This is a genomic window from Citrobacter sp. XY323 (genome assembly GCF_025106035.1).
Taxonomy (GTDB): Bacteria; Pseudomonadota; Gammaproteobacteria; order Enterobacterales; family Enterobacteriaceae; genus Citrobacter; species Citrobacter braakii.
In genome coordinates this window covers 17,673-40,909 of sequence record NZ_JANYUK010000019.1, presented here as the reverse complement: position 1 = coordinate 40,909, position 23,237 = coordinate 17,673, and the positions used below count along the sequence as shown (strand labels likewise).

Here is a 23,237-nt window from a genome sequence, read left to right as displayed (position 1 = left end):
TTTCTGTACCCGCGTGAACGGAGTGAATGATGCAATTCTCTAAAATGCATGGCCTTGGCAACGATTTTATGGTCGTCGACGCGGTAACGCAGAATGTCTTTTTCTCACCAGAGCTGATCCGCCGCTTGTCCGACAGGCATCTCGGCGTTGGATTTGATCAACTGCTGGTGGTTGAACCTCCGTATGATCCGGAGCTGGATTTCCACTACCGTATTTTTAATGCCGACGGTAGTGAAGTGTCACAGTGTGGCAATGGCGCCCGCTGTTTTGCCCGCTTTGTTCGCCTGAAAGGGCTGACCAATAAGCGTGATATTCGCGTCAGTACCGCTAATGGTCGTATGGTATTAACCGTAACCGACGACGAGCTGGTACGGGTGAATATGGGTGAACCCAATTTTGAACCCGCGCAGGTTCCGTTTCGCGCCAACAAAGCAGAGAAGACCTATATTATGCGCGTGGCTGAACAGACAGTATTGTGCGGCGTGGTTTCAATGGGGAACCCGCACTGCGTAATTCAGGTTGATGATGTTGATACGGCCACGGTAGAAACGTTGGGGCCGGTTCTGGAAAGCCACGAACGCTTTCCTGAACGCGCCAATATCGGATTTATGCAGGTGGTAAAGCGCGAGCATATCCGGCTGCGCGTCTATGAGCGCGGCGCGGGTGAAACGCAGGCCTGCGGCAGCGGTGCGTGCGCCGCTGTTGCGGTTGGTATCCAGCAGGGCCTGCTGGCAGAAGAAGTGAGGGTGGAATTACCGGGCGGTCGACTTGATATCGCCTGGAAAGGTCCGGGTCATCCGCTGTATATGACTGGCCCGGCGGCACATGTCTACGACGGATTTATTCACTTATGAAGCAACCAGGGGAAGAACTACAGGAAACGCTCATGGAGCTGGACGACCGGGCGGTCGTCGATTACCTGCAACGTAATCCTGAGTTTTTTATCCGTAATGCCCAGGCAGTTGAAGCGATGCGTGTTCCACACCCGGTGCGGGGCACGGTCTCTTTAGTGGAATGGCATATGGCGCGGGCACGTAATCATATTAACGTGCTGGAAGAGAATATGGCGTTGTTGATGGACCAAGCCAACGCCAATGAAAGCCTGTTCTATCGTCTGTTAAATCTGCAAGCACGGCTGGTATCGGCCAGCAGTCTTGACGACATGCTGATGCGATTTCATCGCTGGGCGCGTGAGTTAGGGCTGGCTGGGGCGACGGTTCGTCTGTTCCCGGATCGCTGGCGACTTGGTGCGCCATCAAAATTCACTCATCTGGCATTAAGCCGTCAGGCTTTTGAACCGCTGCGTATTCAGCGTCTGGGCCAGTCACAGCACTATCTTGGGCCGCTCAATGGCCCGGAACTTCTGGTCATGATGCCCGAGGCGAAAGCGGTAGGCTCGGTGGCGATGTCGATGTTGGGGCAAGATGGATCCCTGGGCGTGATGCTGTTCAGCAGTCGCGATGTTAATCATTACCAGCAGGGGCAAGGTACGCAATTACTGCAGGAAATTTCGCTGATGTTGCCGGAGCTGCTGGAGCGCTGGATTGAACGCGTATGACCGATTCACCCCTTTCTCAGGATGTGGCGCGCTTTTTACGCTATCTGGGCGTTGAGCGGCAGCTTAGCCCGATCACATTGCTGAATTATCAGCGTCAGCTTGATGCCATCATTGCGTTAGCCGGAGAGACCGGTCTGCAAAGCTGGCAACAATGTGACGCTTCGATGGTACGCAGTTTTGCCGTGCGCAGCCGTCGTAAAGGGCTAGGGCCGGCGAGCCTGGCGCTGCGTCTCTCCGCATTGCGCAGTTTCTTTGACTGGCTGGTTAATCAGGGCGAGCTGAAAGCCAATCCCGCAAAAAGTGTTTCCGCGCCGAAAGCACCGCGTCATCTACCTAAAAATATCGATGTCGACGACGTTAATCGTCTGCTGGATATCGACCTCAACGATCCCCTCGCCGTGCGCGACCGGGCAATGTTAGAAGTGATGTACGGCGCAGGGCTGCGTTTGTCTGAACTGGTTGGGCTGGATATTAAACATCTCGATCTCGACACCGGCGAAGTATGGGTGATGGGGAAGGGCAGTAAAGAACGTCGCCTGCCAATTGGCCGCAATGCAGTGGCGTGGATTGAGCACTGGCTGGACCTGCGGGGGCTATTTGGCAGCGATGACGATGCGTTATTCCTGTCAAAACTGGGCAAACGCATTTCTGCGCGTAATGTGCAAAAACGCTTTGCGGAATGGGGGATCAAACAGGGGCTGAACAGCCACGTACATCCCCACAAATTGCGCCACTCTTTTGCGACGCATATGCTGGAGTCGAGCGGCGATCTGCGCGGGGTACAGGAGTTATTGGGGCATGCTAATCTCTCCACTACCCAAATCTATACCCATCTTGATTTTCAACACCTGGCTTCAGTGTACGATGCGGCGCATCCGCGCGCCAAACGGGGGAAATAATGCGTTTTTACCGGCCTTTGGGGCGCATTTCTGCGCTCACCTTTGACCTTGATGACACCCTTTACGATAACCGTCCCGTTATCACACGCACCGAGCAGGAAGCGCTCGCGTTTGTACAGAATTACCATCCGGCGTTGAATTCGCTGCAAAATAGCGACCTACAGCGCTTACGTCAGGCCGTTCGCGACGCTGAGCCGGAAATCTACCACGACGTTACCCAATGGCGTCACCGCGCCGTAGAGCGCGCTATGCTGGAGGCGGGATTGTCAGAAGCAGAAGCCAGAATGGGGGCAAATGCGGCGATGATGAATTTCGCCAAATGGCGTAGCCGCATTGACGTCCCGCAGGCGACGCATGACACGCTGAAGGCGCTGGCCCGCAAATGGCCGCTGGTGGCGATCACCAACGGTAACGCACAGCCAGAACTGTTCGGCCTGGGCGATTACTTTGAGTTTGTGCTGCGCGCCGGTCCCGACGGGCGATCAAAACCATTCAGCGACATGTACGCGCTGGCGGCAGATAAACTGAAAATGCCCGTGGCTAAGATTCTGCATGTGGGCGATGACCTGACGACAGACGTGGCGGGGGCCATCCGTTGCGGTATGCAGGCCTGCTGGATCAAACCGGAAAATGCCGACCTGATGCAAACCGCAGACAGCCGTTTGCTGCCGCATATCGAAATTTCACAGTTGGCATCTCTGACCTCGCTGATATAATCACCAGCAGAACTCTGTATATATACCCAGCTTTTTGGCGGATGGCGCTACGCTTATCCGCCTTACCTACTTTTACGCGGCGGTGCCAATGGACGTTTCTTACCTGCTCGACAGCCTTAATGATAAACAGCGTGAAGCGGTGGCCGCGCCACGCAGCAACATGCTGGTTTTGGCCGGCGCGGGGAGTGGTAAAACTCGCGTGCTGGTGCACCGTATCGCCTGGTTACTGACGGTAGAGAACAACTCGCCATACTCCATTATGGCGGTGACCTTTACCAACAAAGCAGCGGCGGAAATGCGCCACCGTATTGGCCAGATCATGGGAACCAGCCAGGGCGGTATGTGGGTGGGTACATTCCACGGTCTGGCGCACCGTCTGCTGCGCGCGCACCATATGGATGCGAACCTGCCGCAGGATTTCCAGATCCTCGACAGCGAAGACCAATTGCGTTTGCTCAAGCGTTTGATCAAGGCGATGAATCTTGATGAGAAGCAGTGGCCGCCGCGTCAGGCGATGTGGTTTATCAATAGCCAGAAAGACGAAGGGCTGCGCCCGCACCATCTGCAGAGCTATGGCAACCCGGTTGAGCAAACCTGGCAAAAGGTGTATCAGGCCTATCAGGAAGCGTGTGATCGCGCGGGGCTGGTGGATTTCGCCGAGCTGTTGCTGCGCGCCCATGAACTGTGGCTCAACAAGCCGCATATCCTGCAGCACTACCGCGAACGCTTTACCAATATCCTGGTGGACGAATTCCAGGATACCAACAACATTCAGTACGCCTGGATCCGCCTGCTGGCGGGCGATACCGGCAAAGTGATGATCGTTGGCGATGATGACCAGTCGATCTACGGCTGGCGTGGGGCGCAGGTGGAAAACATCCAGCGTTTCCTCACGGATTTCCCGGGCGCAGAAACTATTCGCCTGGAGCAGAACTACCGCTCGACCAACAACATCCTCAGCGCGGCCAACGCCCTGATTGAAAACAACAACGGGCGTTTGGGTAAAAAGCTGTGGACCGATGGCGTCGACGGCGAACCAATCTCACTGTACTGCGCGTTCAACGAACTCGATGAAGCGCGTTTTGTGGTCAATCGTATCAAAACCTGGCAGGACAACGGCGGTGCGCTGGAACAGTGCGCCATTCTTTATCGCAGCAACGCCCAGTCGCGCGTGCTGGAAGAGGCGTTGTTACAAGCCAGCATGCCGTACCGTATCTATGGTGGGATGCGCTTCTTCGAACGCCAGGAAATCAAAGATGCGCTCTCTTACCTGCGCCTGATCGCTAACCGCAATGACGACGCCGCATTTGAACGCGTGGTGAATACGCCAACCCGCGGGATTGGCGATCGTACATTAGATGTCGTGCGTCAGACCTCCCGTGACCGCCAGCTTACGTTGTGGCAGGCCTGTCGTGAGCTGTTGCAGGAAAAAGCCCTCGCGGGTCGCGCCGCCAGCGCCTTACAGCGTTTTATGGAGCTGATCGATGCGCTGGCGCAGGAGACCGCCGATATGCCGCTGCACGTGCAGACTGACCGGGTGATTAAAGACTCCGGCCTGCGCATGATGTACGAGCAGGAAAAAGGCGAGAAGGGTCAGACGCGTATCGAAAACTTAGACGAACTGGTGACGGCAACGCGCCAGTTCAGCTACAACGAAGAAGACGAAGACTTAATGCCGCTACAGGCGTTCCTGTCTCACGCCGCGCTGGAAGCAGGCGAAGGGCAGGCGGATACCTGGCAGGATGCGGTACAACTGATGACGCTGCACTCGGCGAAAGGTCTGGAGTTCCCCCAGGTATTTATCGTGGGTATGGAAGAAGGCATGTTCCCCAGCCAGATGTCGCTGGACGAAGGTGGGCGCCTCGAAGAAGAGCGCCGCCTGGCTTACGTAGGCGTGACTCGCGCGATGCAAAAGCTGACGCTGACCTACGCCGAAACGCGTCGTCTGTACGGCAAAGAGGTTTACCACCGTCCGTCGCGCTTTATCGGCGAACTGCCGGAAGCGTGCGTTGAAGAGGTTCGCCTGCGCGCCACGGTTAGCCGTCCGGTGAGCCATCAGCGGATGGGCACGCCAATGGCGGAAAATGATACCGGCTACAAGCTCGGCCAGCGCGTGCGCCACGCTAAGTTTGGTGAGGGCACCATCGTCAATCTGGAAGGAAGCGGTGAGCATAGTCGTTTGCAGGTCGCGTTCCAGGGGCAAGGGATCAAATGGCTGGTGGCGGCCTACGCCAGACTGGAAACGGTTTGATCGGTTTGGCTTTGCCGGATGGTGACGCTGGCGCGTCTTATCCGGCCTACAGACCGGGTAACATTTTGATTTCCAGGCCGGACAAGGCGAAGCCGCCATCCCGCTATCTGTCGGTTAATATTCTGAAATCATAGATAAATAATTCCCCTCTGCTAACCTTTTTGTATAAGGGGAAATTATTACTTTTTCGCCATCTGTTGCGTGTTGACGTCAAAATTTTGCTGGCGTAACATGCGCGCACGATTACGCTAAGAGGACATTCGCCTTGGACACACCCAGTAGATACTGGCTCATTATCCTGTCATCCAGGATCAACTCCTAAGGCTATCCCTTTTTGCTGATAGCCTTCGCGGTTGTCAGCGACCTTCTGTTTTTTCCCGTCGCGCTGAGTCAGGCTGTTTAATGGTCTGAAACCCAATTTGTTTCTGTGTGCCCTCCGAACTGTCCGATAATTTTTTGCATTGGGAGTCCCGGTCATGCTGAGCGCATTTCAACTGGAAAACAATCGTTTAACTCGCCTTGAGGCAGACGAGATCGAGCACCTGGCCAGTTCGGTTTGGGTCGATTTAGTCGAGCCGGATGACGAAGAACGAAACCGTGTGCAAAAGGACTTGGGCCAGAATCTGGCTACGCGCCCTGAACTGGAAGACATCGAAGCATCTGCGCGTTTTTTTGAAGACGAAGACGGTCTGCACATTCACTCCTTCTTCTTCTATGAAGATGCCGACGATCACGCGGGTAACTCAACCGTCGCATTTACCATTCGCGAAGGTCGCCTGTTTACTCTGCGCGAGCGCGAGCTGCCGGCATTCCGTCTGTACCGCATGCGTGCGCGTAATCAGGCGATGGTGGATGGCAACGCTTACGAGCTGCTGCTCGACCTGTTCGAAACTAAAATTGAACAGTTGGCGGATGAGATCGAAAATATCTACAGCGACCTGGAAAAACTCAGCCGTGTGATCATGGAAGGGCGTCAGGGCGATGAATATGACGAAGCGCTTTCGACGCTGGCGGAACTGGAAGATATTGGCTGGAAGGTCCGCCTGTGTCTGATGGATACCCAGCGCGCACTGAACTTCCTGGTGCGTAAAGCGCGTTTGCCGGGGAGTCAGCTGGAACAGGCGCGCGAGATTCTGCGCGATATCGAATCCCTGCTGCCGCACAACGAATCACTGTTCCAGAAGGTTAACTTCCTGATGCAGGCGGCGATGGGCTTTATCAATATCGAGCAGAACCGCATCATCAAGATCTTCTCGGTGGTCTCTGTGGTGTTCCTGCCGCCGACGCTGGTGGCTTCCAGCTACGGGATGAACTTTGAGTTCATGCCGGAACTGCACTGGAGCTTCGGTTACCCAGGGGCGATTGTCTTTATGATGCTCGCGGGTCTGGCACCGTATCTGTACTTTAAGCGCAAGAACTGGCTGTAATGGCTGTGCCGGATGGCGGTTACGCCTTATCCGGCACTTCTTCAGCTCCGACGTACCCGTCGTTGCGTATAAATCGCATCCATCACGAAAACTGCCAGCGCCACCCAGATAAACGCAAACGTGACCATTTTATCCGCTCCCGGAACTTCACCGTAGAAAGTGACGGCCAGCAGGAACATTAGCGTGGGTCCGATATACTGGAAGAAACCCAGCGTGGACAGACGCAGACGGGTCGCCGCGCCGGTAAAGCACAGCAGCGGAATGGTGGTCACGACACCTGCAGCAATCAGCAGCAGATTGAGCGACATGGGGTTTTGCCCCATATGGCTGGTTGGGCTGTCCGCAATGCCAAACAGATAGATGGCCGCAACGGGTAAAAGCCACAGGGTTTCGATCAGCATGCCGGTTTGTGCTTCGACGGCAATCTTCTTGCGTACCAGACCATAGAAAGCAAAACTGAACGCCAGGCCCAACGCGATGATTGGCAGCGATCCGAAGGTCCACAGCTGTACCAGTACGCCGCAGGCGGCTAACAGTACCGCCAGCCACTGCATGCGACGAAAGCGCTCGCCGAGGAAAAGCATTCCCAGCACAATATTCACCAGCGGGTTAATAAAATAGCCCAGGCTGGCTTCCAGCATATGATGATTATTGACCGCCCAAATGAACAGCAGCCAGTTTCCACCGATGAGCACTGCAGAGAGCGCCAGCAGGAAGATCTTCTTTGGCGTTTGTAGCAGCGTTTTGATGCCCGACCACTGGCGGCTGATGCTCATCAGTACCACCATAAAGAAAAATGACCAGATGACGCGGTGCGTCAGGATCTCATCCGCCGGGACATAGTAAATCAGCTTGAAGTAGGCAGGAGCGATACCCCAAATAAAATAAGCAGCAAGAGCGAGTAACACGCCCTGCCGCGTTTGTTTAGCATCCATCGGGAAAACTCATTTCAGAAATGTAACAGCAGTTTACCTTTTTTTGAGCACTTACCCCACCATATAAGTGGCGGTTGCGCTGGCAATATAAAGCTGTTCTTCGTTATGCAGTTCCACGCGCGCAACGGCGACTTTATTCCCCGCCCGCAGCAGGCTGCTGGTGGCGGTAAAGCGATTTCCTCTCCCCGGGCGCAGGTAATCGACGCGCAAATCGATTGTTCCCATACGTGACATTCGCTGACGCAGTTCATCCTCGCTGATCGTCTCATGGCGGGTCAGCGTACTGCCAACGCACACCAGCCCGGCGGCAACGTCCAGCGCCGACGCGATCACGCCGCCATGCAGAATGCTTTGCGCCCAGTTGCCGACCATCATCGGTTGATTATTAAAGGCTAATTGAGCAAATTCTTTCTCATAGCGTTCAAGCTCCAGACCCAGAGCCCGGTTAAACGGCATATGATAGACAAACATTTCACCCACTAACTTCAGCGCTTCCTCAGCAGTAAGTACGGCAGACATACGATCCCTACATCTCAATGGTTAATGAAATGTTGATATTATGCTTATTATTTGTTGTTTTCTACTTTAGGACGGGATAACTAACGAGGAACTCGCTAAGTATGTAGAATACTTGCCAGATAATTATACAATTCATCAATATTCTGGTTCAGGAGAACATTACCGATGCGGGCGATTCTGGGATGGTTACTACCAGCAGTCATGCTGCCGTTGACCGCGTATGCGCAGGAAGCGACAGTGAAAGAGATTCATGATGCACCGGCGGTTCGCGGCAGTATCATCGCCAACATGCTGCAGGAGCATGACAACCCTTTCACGCTTTATCCTTATGAGACCAACTATCTCATCTACACCAATACCAGCGACATGAACAAAGAGGCGATCAGCAGCTATAGCTGGTCCGAAAATGCGCGCAAAGATGAGGTTAAGTTTCAGCTAAGCCTGGCGTTTCCGCTCTGGCGCGGAATATTAGGCCCGAACTCGGTACTCGGCGGTTCCTATACCCAGAAGTCCTGGTGGCAGCTTTCGAACAGTGAAGAGTCTGCGCCGTTTCGCGAAACCAACTATGAACCGCAATTGTTCCTCGGTTTCGCCACCGACTATCGCTTTGCCGGTTGGACGCTCCGCGATGTTGAAATGGGCTATAACCATGACTCCAATGGTCGATCCGACCCCACCTCACGTAGCTGGAACCGCCTTTACACCCGGCTGATGGCTGAAAACGGTAACTGGCTGGTGGAAGTTAAGCCGTGGTACGTTATCGGCAGCACTGACGATAACCCTGATATCACCAAATATATGGGCTACTATCAGTTGAAAATGGGTTATCACCTGGGTGACGCGGTGATCAGTGTGAAAGGCCAGTACAACTGGAATACCGGCTACGGCGGCGCAGAGCTGGGGGCCAGTTATCCCATTACGAAGCATGTGCGTCTTTATACCCAGGTCTACAGCGGCTACGGCGAATCACTGATTGACTACAACTTCAATCAGACCCGTGTTGGCGTGGGTGTAATGCTTAACGATATCTTCTGACAGGTATTGAGAGTATTTTAATCATTGCAGTTTCTCTCTCAGGCGCTGAAAATAGCGCCTGTTTTTATTTCAGGCTAATGGGGTTAATGTGGCGCAGGCGGAAGTGTTGAATCTGGAAATGGGCGCTAAACAGGTTTTGCAGGAAACCTTTGGCTACCAACAGTTTCGCCCTGGTCAGGAAGAAATCATTGATACCGTGATCGCTGGTCGCGACTGCCTGGTCGTTATGCCGACCGGTGGCGGAAAATCCCTGTGCTATCAAATTCCCGCATTATTGCTTAACGGCCTCACCGTTGTTGTTTCTCCGCTGATTTCTCTGATGAAAGATCAGGTCGATCAACTGCTTGCCAACGGCGTGGCGGCCGCGTGTCTGAACTCCACCCAAAGCCGTGAGCAGCAGCTTGAGGTGATGGCAGGCTGTCGTAGCGGGCAGATTCGCTTACTGTACATTGCGCCCGAACGCCTGATGCTGGATAACTTCCTTGAAAATCTGGCGCACTGGAACCCGGTGCTGCTGGCGGTTGATGAAGCGCACTGTATTTCGCAGTGGGGGCATGATTTCCGCCCGGAATACGCCGCGCTGGGGCAGTTGCGTCAGCGTTTCCCAACTCTGCCGTTTGTCGCGCTGACCGCGACCGCGGACGAGACAACCCGGCTGGATATTGTGCGTCTGCTGGGGCTCAACGACCCGTTAATTCAGATCAGCAGCTTTGATCGCCCGAATATTCGCTACATGTTGATGGAGAAGTTTAAGCCGCTCGATCAACTGATGCGCTACGTGCAAGAGCAGCGCGGTAAGTCCGGTATTATTTACTGTAACAGTCGCGCTAAAGTAGAAGACACCGCCGCGCGTCTGCAAAGCCGAGGCATTAGCGCCGGGGCTTATCATGCCGGGCTGGAAAACGCTGTACGTGCAGAAGTGCAGGAGAAATTCCAGCGTGATGACCTGCAAATCGTCGTAGCGACCGTGGCGTTTGGTATGGGAATCAACAAACCCAACGTACGCTTCGTGGTGCATTTCGATATTCCGCGCAACATCGAGTCCTATTATCAGGAAACCGGCCGCGCCGGGCGTGACGGCCTGCCTGCGGAAGCAATGCTGTTTTACGATCCGGCTGATATGGCATGGCTGCGCCGTTGCCTCGAAGAGAAACCCGCCGGGCAACTGCTGGATATCGAACGGCATAAGCTCAATGCGATGGGGGCGTTTGCCGAGGCGCAAACCTGTCGTCGTCTGGTGCTGTTGAACTATTTTGGCGAGGGGCGTCAGGAGCCGTGTGGTAACTGCGACATCTGTCTCGACCCGCCAAAACAGTACGACGGACTCATGGATGCGCGCAAAGCGCTGTCGACTATCTACCGTGTTAATCAACGCTTTGGTATGGGTTATGTCGTGGAGGTTCTGCGCGGAGCGAATAACCAGCGAATTCGCGAGCTGGCCCATGATAAGCTGCCGGTCTATGGCATTGGTCGTGAGCAAAGCCATGAACATTGGGTAAGCGTTATCCGCCAGCTTATTCATCTTGGGCTGGTGACGCAGAATATTGCTCATCACTCCGCGTTACAGCTAACCGAAGCCGCGCGTCCGGTACTGCGTGGTGATGTTGCGCTACAGCTTGCGGTACCGCGTATTGTGGCGCTGAAACCGCGAGCGATGCAGAAATCCTTCGGTGGCAATTACGATCGCAAACTGTTCGCCAAATTGCGGAAGCTGCGTAAAGCCATTGCTGATGAAGAAAATATCCCGCCGTATGTAGTGTTCAACGATGCCACGCTGATTGAAATGGCTGAGCAGATGCCGGTTTCACCGAGCGAAATGCTGAGCGTCAATGGCGTGGGGATGCGTAAACTTGAGCGTTTTGGCAAAGAGTTTATGGCGCTTATTCGCGCGCACGTTGATGGTGACGACGAAGAGTAGTCAGCCAGGCAAAAAAGTGCCAGGATGGTGACTCACTGAACTATTTCCCCCGCGAGTCATTTTTATGTTAACGCTATTTTTCACCGTTGCGTTGGTGCATATCGTTGCGCTGATGAGTCCTGGTCCCGACTTTTTCTTTGTTTCTCAAACAGCGGTTAGCCGTTCGCGCAAAGAAGCCATGATGGGCGTGCTGGGTATTACCTGTGGCGTCATGGTCTGGGCTGGCGTAGCGCTGCTCGGCCTACATCTGATTATCGAAAAAATGGCCTGGCTGCACACCATTATTATGGTGGGCGGGGGGCTGTATCTGTGCTGGATGGGTTATCAGATGCTACGCGGCGCGTTTAAAAAACAGGATGTTGCGACTCCCACTCCGCAGGTTGAGCTGGCGCAGAGCGGACGCAGCTTTTTGAAGGGGCTGCTGACCAACCTGGCGAACCCTAAAGCCATTATCTATTTTGGCTCCGTGTTCTCATTGTTCGTTGGCGATAACGTGGGAACGGGCGCACGCTGGGGGATCTTTGCCCTGATCATCGTGGAAACGTTGGCGTGGTTTACCGTAGTCGCCAGCCTGTTTGCACTGCCGAAAATGCGTCGTGGCTATCAGCGTCTGGCGAAGTGGATTGATGGTTTTGCCGGTGCGCTGTTTGCGGGCTTCGGTATCCACCTGATTATTTCGCGTTAAGTTTCTTCCGGGCCGGATAAGCGCAAGCGCCTCCGGCACCTTCATCAGGCATGCCGTGCCGAGGCTAACAAGGCGCCTATCAGCATAAACAGCGAGCCAAACACTTTGTTTAACGCTTTCATTTGCTTTGGCCCTTTAATCCAGCCAGCAATGCGCGTGGCCAGCGTCGCGTAACCGATCATCACAATGATATCGACCACGATGGTCGTGACGCCAAGCACCACGTACTGCATTAACTGCGGTTCCTGCGGCAGGATAAACTGCGGGAACAGGGCTGCAAGGAAAACGATACTCTTGGGATTGGTCAGATTAACAAAGACTGCGCGTTTGAACAGGTGGCTGCGCGATTGCGTATTCGCCATGGTGTTCAGATCGATAGCACCCGCTGCCCGCCATTGCTGAATACCCAGCCAAATCAGATAGGCCGCCCCCGCCCACTTCAGCACCTCAAATGCGATAACCGAACGTGAAAATAGCGTTCCCAGTCCTACACCAACCAGAACGATATGAATGCCAAGCCCGGTCTGTAAACCAGCGATCGACGCGCTGGCGCCGCGATAACCGTGACTGATGGCGGTGGTCATGGTGTTGATTGCGCCAGAGCCTGGAGACAAGCTCAAAATAATAGAGGTCAACAGGTAGGCGAACCACCATTCAAAGGTCATGAGAAACTCCCGGATTGTCTATTTTTATGCCACAATACGCTACTGCCGTTAGGTTGTGTCAGCGACGGAGAAAAAAACGATTTTACTTGGTCAGCGAGGCTGGATACCCGATGTTTCAGCAGCAAAAAGACTGGGAAACAAGAGAAAACGCGTTTGCTGCTTTTTCCATGGGGCCACTGACAGATTTCTGGCGTCAGCGGGAAGAAGCGGAATTTACGGGCGTGGATGATATCCCCGTCCATTTTGTGCGTTTTCACGCAGAAAAAAACGATCGCGTTATCGTCGTCTGTCCTGGACGCATTGAAAGCTACGTGAAATACGCTGAACTGGCGTATGACCTGTTTCATTCTGGTTTTGACGTCCTCATTATCGATCACCGTGGCCAGGGGCGTTCCGGGCGTATGCTTTCGGACCCGCATCGCGGTCATGTCGATAACTTTAATGACTATGTCGACGATTTAACCGCCTTCTGGCAGCAGGAAGTGCTACCCGGTCCGTGGAGAAAGCGCTATATACTGGCGCATTCAATGGGCGGTGCGATAGCCACGTTATTCTTGCAGCGCCACCCGAATCAGTGTGATGCCATCGCGCTTTGCGCGCCGATGTTTGGTATTGTGATGCGCTTTCCCGACTGGATGGTACGCCACATTCTGGACTGGGCTGAAGGGCATCCGCGGATCCGCGAAGGTTATGCGATGGGTACCGGGCGCTGGCGGGCGCTGCCATTCGGTATGAATGCGTTAACCCATAGTCGACAGCGCTATCGGCGCAATCTACGCTTCTATGCGGATGAGCCACGGCTGCGCGTTGGCGGCCCCACCTACCACTGGGTACGTGAAGGTATTCTGGCTGGCGAACAGGTTCTGGCTGGAGCAGGAGACGACGCGACGCCGACGTTGCTGATTCAGGCCGAAGAAGAGCGTGTGGTAGATAACCGCATGCACGATCGTTTTTGTGAACTCCGCGCCGCAGCGGGCCATCCCGTAGAAGGGGGGCAGCCGCTGGTCATCAAAGGCGCGTACCATGAGATCCTTTTTGAAAAGGACGCAATGCGCTCAGTCGCGCTTAACGCTATTGTCGAATTTTTCGACAAGCATAACTCATCCAGCGGAACCCGCTTTGCCTAGAGGTTGAATTTTCTTATGTATCAGGTTGTTGCGTCTGATTTAGACGGTACGCTGCTTTCTCCCGACCATACTCTGTCCCCTTATGCCAAAGAGACGCTGAAGTTATTGACCGCTCGTGGCGTTAACTTCGTGTTTGCGACTGGCCGTCATCATGTTGATGTGGGGCAAATTCGCGATAACCTCGGCATTAAAACCTACATGATCACGTCCAACGGCGCGCGTGTGCATGATTCTGACGGGAATCTGGTGTTTTCGCATAACCTGGATCGCGACATTGCCAGCGACCTGTTTGGCGTAGTGAATGCAAACCCGGACATCGTGACCAACGTTTATCGTGATGATGAGTGGTTTATGAACCGCCATCGCCCGGACGAAATGCGCTTCTTCAAAGAAGCAGTGTTTAACTATTCACTGTTTGAACCTGCGCTACTGGAGCCGGAAGGCGTGAGTAAGGTGTTTTTCACCACCGATTCTCACGAAAGGCTGCTGCCGCTGGAACAGGCGATTAACGCTCGCTGGGGCGACCGCGTCAACGTCAGTTTCTCTACGCTTACCTGCCTGGAAGTCATGGCTGGCGGCGTATCGAAAGGTCATGCGCTGGAAGCGGTAGCGAAAGCGATGGGCTACAGCCTGAAAGATTGCATCGCTTTTGGCGACGGAATGAACGATGCGGAAATGCTCTCCATGGCAGGGAAAGGCTGCATTATGGGCAATGCTCACCAGCGCCTGAAGGATCTGCATCCGGAACTGGAAGTCATTGGTCTTAATGCCGACGATGCCGTGCCGCATTATCTGCGTGAGCTGTTTTTGCAGTAATGTTTTTGTTCGTTAGTTGACCAGATGTCAACTTAAAACTTCGCTACAATGGGCGTACCTTTTGTTAAGAGACATCCATTGTGGCGTTACTCATCATTACCACAATTCTGTGGGCCTTTTCCTTTAGCCTGTTTGGCGAGTACCTTGCCGGTCATGTCGATAGCTATTTTGCGGTGCTGGTGCGCGTTGGGCTGGCGGCGCTGGTGTTCCTGCCGTTTTTACGTACCCGTGGACATAGCGTAAAAACCATCGCGCTGTATATGCTGGTGGGCGCCATGCAGCTTGGCATTATGTATATGCTGAGTTTTCACGCCTATCTGTACCTGACGGTATCAGAACTGCTGCTCTTTACCGTGCTGACGCCGCTCTACATTACGCTGATTTATGACCTGATGAGCGGACGTCGTCTGCGCTGGAGCTACGCCTTCAGTGCGTTGCTGGCGGTGATTGGTGCGGGGATCATTCGTTACGATCAGGTGACCAGCCACTTCTGGACCGGCCTGCTGCTGGTGCAGTTGTCCAATCTCAGCTTTGCCATTGGCATGGTGGGCTACAAGCGTCTGATGGAAACGCGGCCAATGCCGCAGCACAACGCCTTTGCCTGGTTTTACATGGGGGCCTTTATGGTGGCGGTCGTGGCCTGGTTCATGCTGGGGAATGCGCAGAAAATGCCTGCAACCACGCTACAGTGGGGAATTCTGGTCTTTCTTGGCGTGGCAGCGTCCGGCATTGGTTACTTTATGTGGAACTACGGCGCGACCCAGGTGGATGCGGGGACGCTGGGCATCATGAACAATATGCATGTGCCGGCCGGGCTGCTGGTTAACCTGGCTATCTGGCATCAACAGCCTCACTGGCCAAGCTTCATCATTGGTGCGGCTGTGATAGTGGCTTCACTGTGGGTACATCGAAAGTGGGTCGTTCCGCACTCCGTACAAACGGCAGGTGATCGCAGGCGTGATTCCGCGCTGAGCGAATAAACGCTTCCGTGACCGGCTGTCGCTGCTCGCCATCGCGCACGGCGGCGTACAGCCGACTCCACAATCCATCGCCCAGGGTTTTGGTCACCACCAGGCTCTGGCGTTCAAAACTCTCCACCACCCAGTGCGGTAAAGCTGCAATACCCATTCTGGCTGCAACCATCTGAATCAGCAGCAGGGTGTTATCCACGCTCTTCAGCGACGGACTAACGCCCGCAGGCTGCAAGAAATGCCGCCAGACATCCAGTCGACTCCGTTGCACCGGGTAAATAAGCAGCGTCTCACTGGCTAAATCCTCCGGCGTGATCTGCGTCTTGCTGGCCAGCGGATGGTCCGGCGCCAGTACCAGGCGGACTTCAAAATCGAACATCGGCGAGTAGTGCAGTCCGCTACGCGGCAGAATGTCGGATGTCAGCACCAGATCCAGCTCATCCTGTTGTAGCGCTGGTTGCGGATCGAACGTCACGCCGGATTTAAAGTCCATCTCCACTTGCGGCCAGTTGGCACGAAAATTCTCCAGCGCGGGCGTCAGCCATTGAATACAGCTATGGCATTCAATAGCGATCCGCAGCCGGGTTTGCTGCGGTTCGTTGCAGGCCTGCAGCGCACGACCAATTTGCGGCAACACCTGATTTGCTAACTGCAGCAAAATTTCGCCTTGCGGCGTAAAGCGCAGAGGCTGGCTTTTACGGATAAAAAGTCGAAAGCCAAGGCGCTGTTCCAGATCGCTGAACTGGTGAGAGAGGGCGGATTGGGTCTGATGCAACGTCGCCGCTGCGGCCGCCAGCGAACCACTATTCCGCAACGCCTGGAGCGTTTTCAGGTGTTTAATCTCGATCATGAAAGTCCTTCACTTCGGCATGAACAAATTGCGCTTGAGGAATATACAGTAACTGTCAATTATGGATGTGTAAACATCTGGATGGCTAAAATCTTTCGTCTTTTAAATTTATGGTGCGTTGGCTGTATTTTTCCACCCCGGTCACTTACTTCAGTAAGCTCCTGGGATGAATAAACTTGCCACCTTCCCTAAATTAAAAATCAATAGGATTTACATATAATTAGAGGAAGAAAAATGACAATACTTAATCACACCCTCGGTTTCCCTCGCGTTGGCCTGCGTCGCGAGCTGAAAAAAGCGCAAGAAAGCTACTGGGCGGGAAATTCTTCCCGTGAAGATTTGCTAACCGTTGGCCGCGAGCTGCGTGCCCGTCACTGGGATCAGCAGAAGCAGGCGGGCGTTGACCTGCTGCCGGTGGGCGATTTTGCCTGGTACGATCACGTGCTGACCACCAGCCTGCTGCTCGGCAACGTTCCGGCTCGTCATCAAAATAAAGACGGCTCGGTCGATATCGATACCTTATTCCGCATTGGCCGTGGCCGCGCACCAACCGGGGAGCCCGCGGCGGCAGCAGAAATGACCAAATGGTTTAACACCAACTATCACTACATGGTGCCAGAGTTCACCAAAGGTCAGCAGTTCAAACTGACCTGGACCCAACTGCTGGATGAAGTGGATGAAGCGTTGGCGCTCGGTCACAAGGTGAAACCTGTGCTGCTGGGACCGGTAACTTACCTGTGGCTGGGGAAAGTGAAGGGCGAACAGTTTGACCGCCTGAGTCTGTTGAACGATATTCTGCCGGTTTACCAGCAGGTGCTGGCTGAGCTGGCGAAACGCGGTATTGAGTGGGTGCAGATTGATGAACCGGCTCTGGTGCTGGAGCTGCCTCAGGTTTGGCTGAACGCCTTCAAACCGGCGTATGACGCGCTGACGGGTCAGGTGAAGCTGCTACTGACCACCTACTTCGAAGGCGTAACGCCAAACCTGGATACCATTACCGCGCTGCCGGTGCAGGGGCTGCACGTTGACTTCGTGCACGGTAAAGATGATGTGGCCGAGTTGCACAAGCGTCTGCCTGCCGACTGGTTGCTGTCAGCGGGGCTGGTGAACGGTCGCAACGTCTGGCGTGCCGATCTCAGCGAAAAATACGCGCAAATTAAAGATATCGTCGGGAAACGAGACCTGTGGGTAGCTTCTTCCTGCTCCTTGCTGCACAGCCCAATCGATCTCAGCGTGGAAACCCGCCTTGATGCAGAAGTGAAGAGCTGGTTTGCCTTCGCCCTACAAAAATGCGGCGAGCTGGCGCTGCTGCGTGATGCGTTGAACAGCGGTGATACGGCAGCAATTGTGGCGTGGAGCGCACCGATCCAGGCTCGTCGTCACTCTACCCGCGTACACAACGCCGCAGTGGAAAAACGTCTGGCGGCGATCACCGCCCAGGACAGCCAACGTGCCAACGCTTACCCGGTTCGCGCCGAAGCGCAGCGTGCCCGCTTTAATCTGCCGGCATGGCCGACCACCACTATCGGCTCATTCCCGCAAACCACGGAAATTCGCGGCCTGCGTCTGGACTTCAAAAAGGGCAACCTGGATGCCGGTAACTACCGCACCGGTATCGCGGAACATATCAAACAGGCGATTGTTGAACAGGAACGTCTGGGGCTTGACGTGCTGGTGCACGGTGAAGCCGAACGTAACGACATGGTGGAATATTTTGGCGAGCACCTGGACGGTTTCGTCTTTACCCAGAATGGTTGGGTGCAGAGCTACGGCTCTCGCTGCGTGAAGCCGCCGGTGGTTATTGGCGATGTCAGCCGCCCGGAAGCGATCACCGTGGAGTGGGCGAAGTATGCCCAGTCGCTGACCGACAAACCGGTAAAAGGCATGTTGACCGGTCCGGTGACCATTCTCTGCTGGTCATTCCCGCGTGAAGACGTGACGCGTGAAACCATTGCTAAGCAGATTGCGCTGGCGCTGCGTGATGAGGTAGCGGATCTGGAAGCGGCGGGTATTGGCATCATCCAGATTGACGAACCGGCACTGCGCGAAGGTCTGCCGCTGCGCCGCAGCGACTGGGCGGCGTATCTGGAGTGGGGCGTGGAAGCCTTCCGCATTAACGCGGCGGTGGCGAAGGATGAAACCCAGATCCACACCCACATGTGTTACTGCGAGTTCAACGACATCATGGACTCCATTGCGGCGCTGGACGCGGACGTGATCACCATTGAGACTTCACGCTCTGATATGGAGCTGCTGGAGTCGTTTGAAGAGTTCGACTATCCGAACGAAATCGGGCCGGGCGTATACGATATTCACTCGCCGAACGTCCCGAGCGTGGAGTGGATTGAAGCCCTGCTGAAGAAAGCCGAGCAGCGTATTCCGGCCGAGCGTCTGTGGGTCAACCCGGACTGCGGCCTGAAAACGCGCGGCTGGCCGGAAACCCGCGCCGCGCTGGCGAACATGGTCAAAGCCGCGCAGAACCTGCGTCAGGTGTAATTCCGTGCCGGTGGCCGGGAAGCGCAAGCGCTTACCCGGCTTACAGGAAATAGCAAGAGTTGTAGGCCCGGTAAGGTGTAGTCGCCGCCGGGCAATTAACGTTTATTTCTTCCCGCCGTATTGTGTGAACCACTCCAGCATTCTCAGCCAGCCATCTTTTGCGGACTCTTCGTGATAGCTCGGACGATAATCGGCGTTAAACGCATGTCCGGCATCGGGATAGACCACGATTTCCGCTTTTGCATTGGCGGCACGCAGCGCCTGACGCATTGTTTCAACGGTATCTTGCGGAATACTGGTGTCCTGGCCGCCATAAAGTCCCAGAACGGGGGCGTTAAGATCGGTCGCGATATCAACAGGATGTTTCGGTGAGTTGAGGGTTTTATCCCCCACCAGTTTGCCATACCACGCTACCGCCGCTTTTAACTGCGGATTATGAGCTGCATACAGCCAGGTGATGCGTCCACCCCAGCAAAATCCGGTGATCATCAACTGGTGGGCATCTCCTCCGTTACGAGAAGCCCAACTGGCGACGTGATCCAGATCGGCCAATACCTGAGAGTCAGGCACTTTGGCGACAAGGCTGCTGAGCAACGTGGGGATATCGGCAAAGTCATTGGGATCGCCTTCACGAAAATAGAGCTCTGGTGCGATAGCCAGATACCCTTCCAGAGCCAGACGGCGGCAAACGTCACGAATGTGTTCATGAATGCCAAAAATCTCCTGCACGACAATGACCACAGGCAGCGGGCCATCGGACTGTTTTGGTCGTGCGTGATACGCTGGCATATCATCGCCTTGTGAAGGTATGGACGTTACACCGGCGATAATGGCGTTATCCGGAGTGTGAACCGTGGTAGACGTCGGTGGAGATACAGCAGGTGCAAAGCCAGATTGTCGTGTTGTCATGGTATTCTCCGTACCCTTAAATATTCAGCCAAAAAGCGCATTGTTAACTATAGACACATGCAACGAACCACATTGCCTTAAACGGTCTATCTTTTGTGCAGGGCTTCCTTACATCGCATCATTTATGTGATTCAAGTCACTATTTTATGGTAATGGAATGCAATTGATTTACATCATAGTGATGACTGTCACGAAAATATGTTCATGCCTTCGGTAAAGTGTGTTTTTGCTTCTTCTGACAAAACCGATTCACAGAGGAGTTTTTATGTCTAAGTCTGATGTTTTTCATCTCGGCCTCACTAAGAACGATTTACAAGGGGCTCAGCTCGCTATCGTCCCTGGCGACCCGGAGCGTGTGGAAAAGATCGCCGCGCTGATGGATAAGCCGGTTAAGCTGGCATCTCATCGCGAGTTCACTACCTGGCGTGCTGAGCTGGATGGTAAAGCCGTGATCGTTTGCTCTACCGGTATCGGCGGTCCGTCAACCTCTATTGCCGTAGAAGAACTGGCACAGCTGGGCATTCGTACCTTCCTGCGTATCGGTACGACTGGCGCCATTCAGCCACATATCAACGTAGGTGATGTACTGGTCACCACAGCATCTGTCCGTCTGGACGGTGCAAGCCTGCACTTCGCGCCAATGGAATTCCCGGCCGTCGCGGACTTCGAGTGCACCACCGCGCTGGTGGAAGCGGCGAAATCTATCGGCGCCACCACCCACGTAGGCGTTACCGCGTCTTCTGATACCTTCTATCCGGGCCAGGAGCGTTATGACACCTTCTCTGGTCGCGTAGTGATCCGTTTCAAAGGCTCAATGGAAGAGTGGCAGTCTATGGGTGTCATGAACTACGAAATGGAATCTGCTACGCTGCTCACCATGTGCGCAAGCCAGGGTCTGCGTGCTGGTATGGTCGCGGGGGTTATCGTGAACCGTACTCAGCAAGAGATCCCTAATGCGGAAACGATGAAACAAACAGAAAGCCACGCGGTGAAAATCGTGGTGGAAGCTGCGCGTCGTTTACTGTAATTCTCCCGTCTATTCAAAAAGGCCGACGCGTTCGGCCTTTTTATTTTGCGTAGTGCCTCGCAGGAAATTCCTTTTAAACTGGACGTTTATACAGCACAATTCTATTTTGTGCGGGTAAGTCGTTGCTGTAAGGGGGCGTTGTGGATATTTCAATTATGATGAGTGCCGTGCTGGCGTTAGCCGCAGGGCTGCTGGTGGGATGGCTGGCAACAAAAGCGCATGCCGATCGGATCCGTGCCGACCTCATCGAAGAACGACGCGAACTGGATATTGCGCTAAGCGCCGCCCGCCAGCAGCTCTCACAGGAAGCCCACTGGCGCGATGAGTGCGAACTACTCAATAACGAATTGCGCAGCCTGCACAGCATCAACACCTCTCTTGAAGCCGATCTTCGTGAAGTCACTACCCGACTGGAAGCGACGCAGCAGCATGCGGAAGATAAAATCCGCCAGATGATCAACAGCGAACAGCGTCTGAGCGAACAATTTGAAAATCTGGCGAACCGTATTTTCGAGCACAGCAACCGTCGTGTAGACGAGCAAAATCGCCAAAGCCTGAACAGCCTGCTTACACCGCTTCGCGAACAACTGGACGGTTTTCGACGCCAGGTTCAGGATAGCTTTGGTAAAGAGGCGCAAGAACGCCATACTCTGGCGCACGAAATTCGTAATCTGCAGCAACTGAACGCGCAGATGGCGCAGGAAGCGGTAAACCTGACGCGGGCATTAAAAGGCGATAACAAAACGCAGGGCAACTGGGGCGAGGTCGTACTCACGCGGGTGCTTGAGGCTTCCGGTCTACGCGAAGGCTATGAATACGAAACCCAGGTCAGCATTGAGAACGATGCCCGTTCGCGGATGCAGCCAGATGTCATCGTCCGGTTACCGCAGGGCAAAGATGTGGTGATCGACGCGAAAATGACGCTGGTCGCCTATGAACGCTATTTTAATGCTGAAGATGAATACACCCGCGAGAGCGCGTTGCAGGAGCACATCGCCTCGGTACGAAACCATATCCGTCTGCTGGGGCGCAAAGACTATCAGCAGCTTCTTGGGCTGCGCACACTTGACTATGTGCTGATGTTTATCCCCATTGAGCCTGCTTTTTTACTGGCGCTCGATAGACAGCCTGAACTGATTACCGAAGCCCTTAAAAATAACATTATGCTGGTTAGTCCTACCACGTTGTTGGTGGCATTGCGCACGATTGCCAACTTGTGGCGCTACGAGCATCAGAGTCGTAATGCGCAACAGATCGCCGATCGGGCCAGCAAACTTTATGACAAGATGCGATTGTTTGTGGATGATATGTCGGCAATTGGCCAAAGCCTGGATAAAGCTCAGGATAACTACCGACAGGCGATGAAAAAACTCTCTTCAGGCCGTGGAAACGTCCTGTCGCAGGCAGAAGCGTTTCGCAGTTTAGGCGTGGAAATTAAGCGCGAGATTAATCCTGAACTGGCTGAACAAGCCACTACGCAGGATGAAGAGTACCGCTTGCGCTCGGTCCCTGAGACGCAGCAGGATGAACCTTACCCTGATGATGAAGCGGTAAACCAGCAATCAAACTAGTCCGTTTGGGATAGTTGAACCGGGCAGAAGGGTAGGGCAAATTGGCCCAATCTGTTACACTTCTTGAACATTTTTTGGATGAGCAGGCACTGAGATGGTGGATAATTCACAAGAAACGACGCACTTTGGCTTTCAGACCGTCGCTAAAGAGCAGAAAGCTGACATGGTGGCCCACGTTTTTCATTCTGTGGCGTCTAAATATGACGTTATGAATGACTTAATGTCATTTGGCATTCATCGTTTGTGGAAGCGCTTCACCATTGACTGCAGTGGCGTGCGTCGCGGGCAAACCGTTCTCGATTTGGCGGGCGGTACGGGCGATCTGACGGCGAAATTCTCTCGCATGGTTGGCGAAACTGGCAAAGTTGTGCTGGCGGATATCAACGACTCAATGCTCAAAATGGGTCGCGAAAAGCTGCGTAATATCGGCGTCGTGGGTAACGTTGAGTACGTTCAGGCGAATGCGGAAGCATTACCTTTCCCAGACAACACGTTTGACTGCATCACCATCTCTTTCGGTCTGCGCAACGTAACGGATAAAGACAAAGCATTACGATCTATGTATCGCGTGTTGAAGCCGGGCGGACGTCTACTGGTGCTGGAGTTCTCCAAGCCGATTATCGAACCGCTGAGTAAAGCCTACGACGCATACTCTTTCCACGTTTTGCCGCGCATTGGTTCTATGGTGGCAAGCGATGCAGACAGTTATCGCTATTTGGCGGAGTCCATCCGCATGCATCCCGATCAGGACACCTTAAAAGCAATGATGCAAGATGCCGGGTTCGAAAGCGTTGATTACTACAACCTGACGGCAGGTGTCGTGGCGCTGCATCGTGGTTACAAGTTCTGACAGGAGATTGGG

Annotated in this window: 22 protein-coding genes; 17 read left to right on the top strand and 5 right to left on the bottom strand. The window is 54.2% G+C overall.

Features of this window, described 5'->3' with window-relative positions; genetic code table 11:
• The first annotated feature begins 29 nt into the window (after positions 1-29).
• The 7 genes from dapF (at position 30) to corA (ending at position 6,851) form a co-directional block, all read left to right on the top strand.
• Positions 30-854 carry a diaminopimelate epimerase gene (gene dapF / locus N0B36_RS22390; protein WP_016155126.1) on the top strand — a complete coding sequence of 275 codons (825 nt, stop codon included), beginning with the start codon at positions 30-32 and terminating at the stop codon, positions 852-854.
• Positions 851-1,558: a DUF484 domain-containing protein gene (locus N0B36_RS22385; RefSeq protein WP_103767363.1), complete on the top strand. Its 708-nt coding sequence runs from the start codon at positions 851-853 to the stop codon at positions 1,556-1,558. The genes dapF and N0B36_RS22385 overlap by 4 nt, the downstream gene beginning before the upstream one ends.
• Entirely contained in the window at positions 1,555-2,457 is a 903-nt protein-coding gene (gene xerC, locus N0B36_RS22380) for a tyrosine recombinase XerC (RefSeq protein ID WP_046274891.1), read from the top strand. Before N0B36_RS22385 ends, xerC begins: the two co-directional genes overlap by 4 nt.
• Positions 2,457-3,173 carry a 5-amino-6-(5-phospho-D-ribitylamino)uracil phosphatase YigB gene (gene yigB / locus N0B36_RS22375; RefSeq protein WP_259688986.1) on the top strand — a complete coding sequence of 239 codons (717 nt, stop codon included), beginning with the start codon at positions 2,457-2,459 and terminating at the stop codon, positions 3,171-3,173. The genes xerC and yigB overlap by 1 nt, the downstream gene beginning before the upstream one ends.
• An 88-nt stretch (positions 3,174-3,261) precedes the next feature.
• The gene (gene uvrD, locus N0B36_RS22370; RefSeq protein ID WP_003828957.1) at positions 3,262-5,424 is read left to right on the top strand and encodes a DNA helicase II; all 2,163 of its coding nucleotides are present in this window, start codon (positions 3,262-3,264) and stop codon (positions 5,422-5,424) included.
• A 265-nt stretch (positions 5,425-5,689) separates the two neighbouring features.
• Positions 5,690-5,746 carry a YsgD/CorL family protein gene (ysgD, locus tag N0B36_RS22365; RefSeq protein WP_212723238.1) on the top strand — a complete coding sequence of 19 codons (57 nt, stop codon included), beginning with the start codon at positions 5,690-5,692 and terminating at the stop codon, positions 5,744-5,746.
• 154 nt (positions 5,747-5,900) lie between these two features.
• The gene (corA, locus tag N0B36_RS22360) at positions 5,901-6,851 is read left to right on the top strand and encodes a magnesium/cobalt transporter CorA (protein ID WP_003017920.1); all 951 of its coding nucleotides are present in this window, start codon (positions 5,901-5,903) and stop codon (positions 6,849-6,851) included.
• 41 nt (positions 6,852-6,892) lie between these two features.
• On the opposite strand, the gene rarD is transcribed toward corA, so the two are convergent.
• Together rarD and yigI are read right to left on the bottom strand one after the other, a co-directional pair.
• A complete protein-coding gene (rarD, locus tag N0B36_RS22355; protein ID WP_016155131.1) occupies positions 6,893-7,786 on the bottom strand; it encodes an EamA family transporter RarD in 894 nt (297 codons plus the stop codon).
• Positions 7,787-7,837: 51 nt separating this feature from the next.
• On the bottom strand, positions 7,838-8,305 hold the full coding sequence (yigI, locus tag N0B36_RS22350; RefSeq protein WP_003017917.1) for an acyl-CoA thioesterase YigI: 468 nt from the start codon (positions 8,303-8,305) through the stop codon (positions 7,838-7,840).
• 165 nt (positions 8,306-8,470) lie between these two features.
• Here yigI and pldA point away from each other — a divergent pair, with 165 nt between their 5' ends.
• The 3 genes from pldA to rhtC all read left to right on the top strand — a co-directional run bounded on the left by pldA (position 8,471) and on the right by rhtC (position 11,943).
• Positions 8,471-9,340, top strand: a complete 870-nt coding sequence (pldA, locus tag N0B36_RS22345) for a phospholipase A (protein WP_016157849.1) — start codon at positions 8,471-8,473, stop codon at positions 9,338-9,340.
• An 88-nt stretch (positions 9,341-9,428) separates the two neighbouring features.
• Complete coding sequence (gene recQ, locus N0B36_RS22340; RefSeq protein WP_019078429.1) at positions 9,429-11,258, top strand: ATP-dependent DNA helicase RecQ; 1,830 nt, start codon at positions 9,429-9,431, stop codon at positions 11,256-11,258.
• Between the two features lie 64 nt (positions 11,259-11,322).
• Positions 11,323-11,943: a threonine export protein RhtC gene (rhtC, locus tag N0B36_RS22335; protein WP_016155134.1), complete on the top strand. Its 621-nt coding sequence runs from the start codon at positions 11,323-11,325 to the stop codon at positions 11,941-11,943.
• Between the two features lie 44 nt (positions 11,944-11,987).
• Here the strand turns inward: rhtC and rhtB are convergent, their stop codons facing one another.
• Positions 11,988-12,608, bottom strand: coding sequence for a homoserine/homoserine lactone efflux protein (rhtB, locus tag N0B36_RS22330; protein WP_049281624.1), 621 nt, complete (start codon positions 12,606-12,608; stop codon positions 11,988-11,990).
• A gap of 110 nt (positions 12,609-12,718) precedes the next feature.
• On the opposite strand from rhtB, the gene pldB reads away from it, so the two are divergent.
• From pldB to N0B36_RS22315, 3 genes are all read left to right on the top strand, one after another.
• Positions 12,719-13,735, top strand: a complete 1,017-nt coding sequence (gene pldB / locus N0B36_RS22325; RefSeq protein ID WP_003017911.1) for a lysophospholipase L2 — start codon at positions 12,719-12,721, stop codon at positions 13,733-13,735.
• A gap of 15 nt (positions 13,736-13,750) precedes the next feature.
• The gene (gene yigL / locus N0B36_RS22320; RefSeq protein ID WP_008787091.1) at positions 13,751-14,551 is read left to right on the top strand and encodes a sugar/pyridoxal phosphate phosphatase YigL; all 801 of its coding nucleotides are present in this window, start codon (positions 13,751-13,753) and stop codon (positions 14,549-14,551) included.
• A gap of 80 nt (positions 14,552-14,631) precedes the next feature.
• Positions 14,632-15,531 (top strand): carboxylate/amino acid/amine transporter, encoded by a 900-nt coding sequence (locus tag N0B36_RS22315; RefSeq protein WP_141876190.1) that lies wholly within the window; start codon positions 14,632-14,634, stop codon positions 15,529-15,531.
• Here N0B36_RS22315 and metR read toward each other — a convergent pair.
• Complete coding sequence (gene metR, locus N0B36_RS22310; protein WP_200052413.1) at positions 15,419-16,372, bottom strand: HTH-type transcriptional regulator MetR; 954 nt, start codon at positions 16,370-16,372, stop codon at positions 15,419-15,421. The genes N0B36_RS22315 and metR overlap by 113 nt on opposite strands.
• Positions 16,373-16,606: 234 nt before the next feature.
• On the opposite strand from metR, the gene metE reads away from it, so the two are divergent.
• Entirely contained in the window at positions 16,607-18,868 is a 2,262-nt protein-coding gene (gene metE, locus N0B36_RS22305; RefSeq protein WP_259688985.1) for a 5-methyltetrahydropteroyltriglutamate--homocysteine S-methyltransferase, read from the top strand.
• Positions 18,869-18,970: 102 nt separating this feature from the next.
• Here metE and N0B36_RS22300 read toward each other — a convergent pair whose 3' ends face one another.
• Positions 18,971-19,777, bottom strand: a complete 807-nt coding sequence (locus N0B36_RS22300) for a dienelactone hydrolase family protein (RefSeq protein WP_016155137.1) — start codon at positions 19,775-19,777, stop codon at positions 18,971-18,973.
• Between the two features lie 265 nt (positions 19,778-20,042).
• Here N0B36_RS22300 and udp point away from each other — a divergent pair, with 265 nt between their 5' ends.
• From udp to ubiE, 3 genes are all read left to right on the top strand, one after another.
• The gene (gene udp, locus N0B36_RS22295) at positions 20,043-20,804 is read left to right on the top strand and encodes a uridine phosphorylase (RefSeq protein ID WP_259688984.1); all 762 of its coding nucleotides are present in this window, start codon (positions 20,043-20,045) and stop codon (positions 20,802-20,804) included.
• A 140-nt stretch (positions 20,805-20,944) separates the two neighbouring features.
• The gene (gene rmuC, locus N0B36_RS22290) at positions 20,945-22,375 is read left to right on the top strand and encodes a DNA recombination protein RmuC (RefSeq protein ID WP_259688983.1); all 1,431 of its coding nucleotides are present in this window, start codon (positions 20,945-20,947) and stop codon (positions 22,373-22,375) included.
• A gap of 94 nt (positions 22,376-22,469) precedes the next feature.
• Entirely contained in the window at positions 22,470-23,225 is a 756-nt protein-coding gene (gene ubiE, locus N0B36_RS22285) for a bifunctional demethylmenaquinone methyltransferase/2-methoxy-6-polyprenyl-1,4-benzoquinol methylase UbiE (RefSeq protein WP_003017897.1), read from the top strand.
• Positions 23,226-23,237: the final 12 nt, after the last annotated feature.

Coding starts and splice junctions, on each gene's coding strand:
- dapF (WP_016155126.1), top strand. CDS start 30: ATGCAATTCTCTAAAATGCATGGCCTTGGCAACGATTTTATGGTCGTC.
- N0B36_RS22385 (WP_103767363.1), top strand. CDS start 851: ATGAAGCAACCAGGGGAAGAACTACAGGAAACGCTCATGGAGCTGGAC.
- xerC (WP_046274891.1), top strand. CDS start 1,555: ATGACCGATTCACCCCTTTCTCAGGATGTGGCGCGCTTTTTACGCTAT.
- yigB (WP_259688986.1), top strand. CDS start 2,457: ATGCGTTTTTACCGGCCTTTGGGGCGCATTTCTGCGCTCACCTTTGAC.
- uvrD (WP_003828957.1), top strand. CDS start 3,262: ATGGACGTTTCTTACCTGCTCGACAGCCTTAATGATAAACAGCGTGAA.
- corA (WP_003017920.1), top strand. CDS start 5,901: ATGCTGAGCGCATTTCAACTGGAAAACAATCGTTTAACTCGCCTTGAG.
- rarD (WP_016155131.1), bottom strand. CDS start 7,786: ATGGATGCTAAACAAACGCGGCAGGGCGTGTTACTCGCTCTTGCTGCT.
- yigI (WP_003017917.1), bottom strand. CDS start 8,305: ATGTCTGCCGTACTTACTGCTGAGGAAGCGCTGAAGTTAGTGGGTGAA.
- pldA (WP_016157849.1), top strand. CDS start 8,471: ATGCGGGCGATTCTGGGATGGTTACTACCAGCAGTCATGCTGCCGTTG.
- rhtC (WP_016155134.1), top strand. CDS start 11,323: ATGTTAACGCTATTTTTCACCGTTGCGTTGGTGCATATCGTTGCGCTG.
- rhtB (WP_049281624.1), bottom strand. CDS start 12,608: ATGACCTTTGAATGGTGGTTCGCCTACCTGTTGACCTCTATTATTTTG.
- pldB (WP_003017911.1), top strand. CDS start 12,719: ATGTTTCAGCAGCAAAAAGACTGGGAAACAAGAGAAAACGCGTTTGCT.
- yigL (WP_008787091.1), top strand. CDS start 13,751: ATGTATCAGGTTGTTGCGTCTGATTTAGACGGTACGCTGCTTTCTCCC.
- metR (WP_200052413.1), bottom strand. CDS start 16,372: ATGATCGAGATTAAACACCTGAAAACGCTCCAGGCGTTGCGGAATAGT.
- metE (WP_259688985.1), top strand. CDS start 16,607: ATGACAATACTTAATCACACCCTCGGTTTCCCTCGCGTTGGCCTGCGT.
- N0B36_RS22300 (WP_016155137.1), bottom strand. CDS start 19,777: ATGACAACACGACAATCTGGCTTTGCACCTGCTGTATCTCCACCGACG.
- udp (WP_259688984.1), top strand. CDS start 20,043: ATGTCTAAGTCTGATGTTTTTCATCTCGGCCTCACTAAGAACGATTTA.
- ubiE (WP_003017897.1), top strand. CDS start 22,470: ATGGTGGATAATTCACAAGAAACGACGCACTTTGGCTTTCAGACCGTC.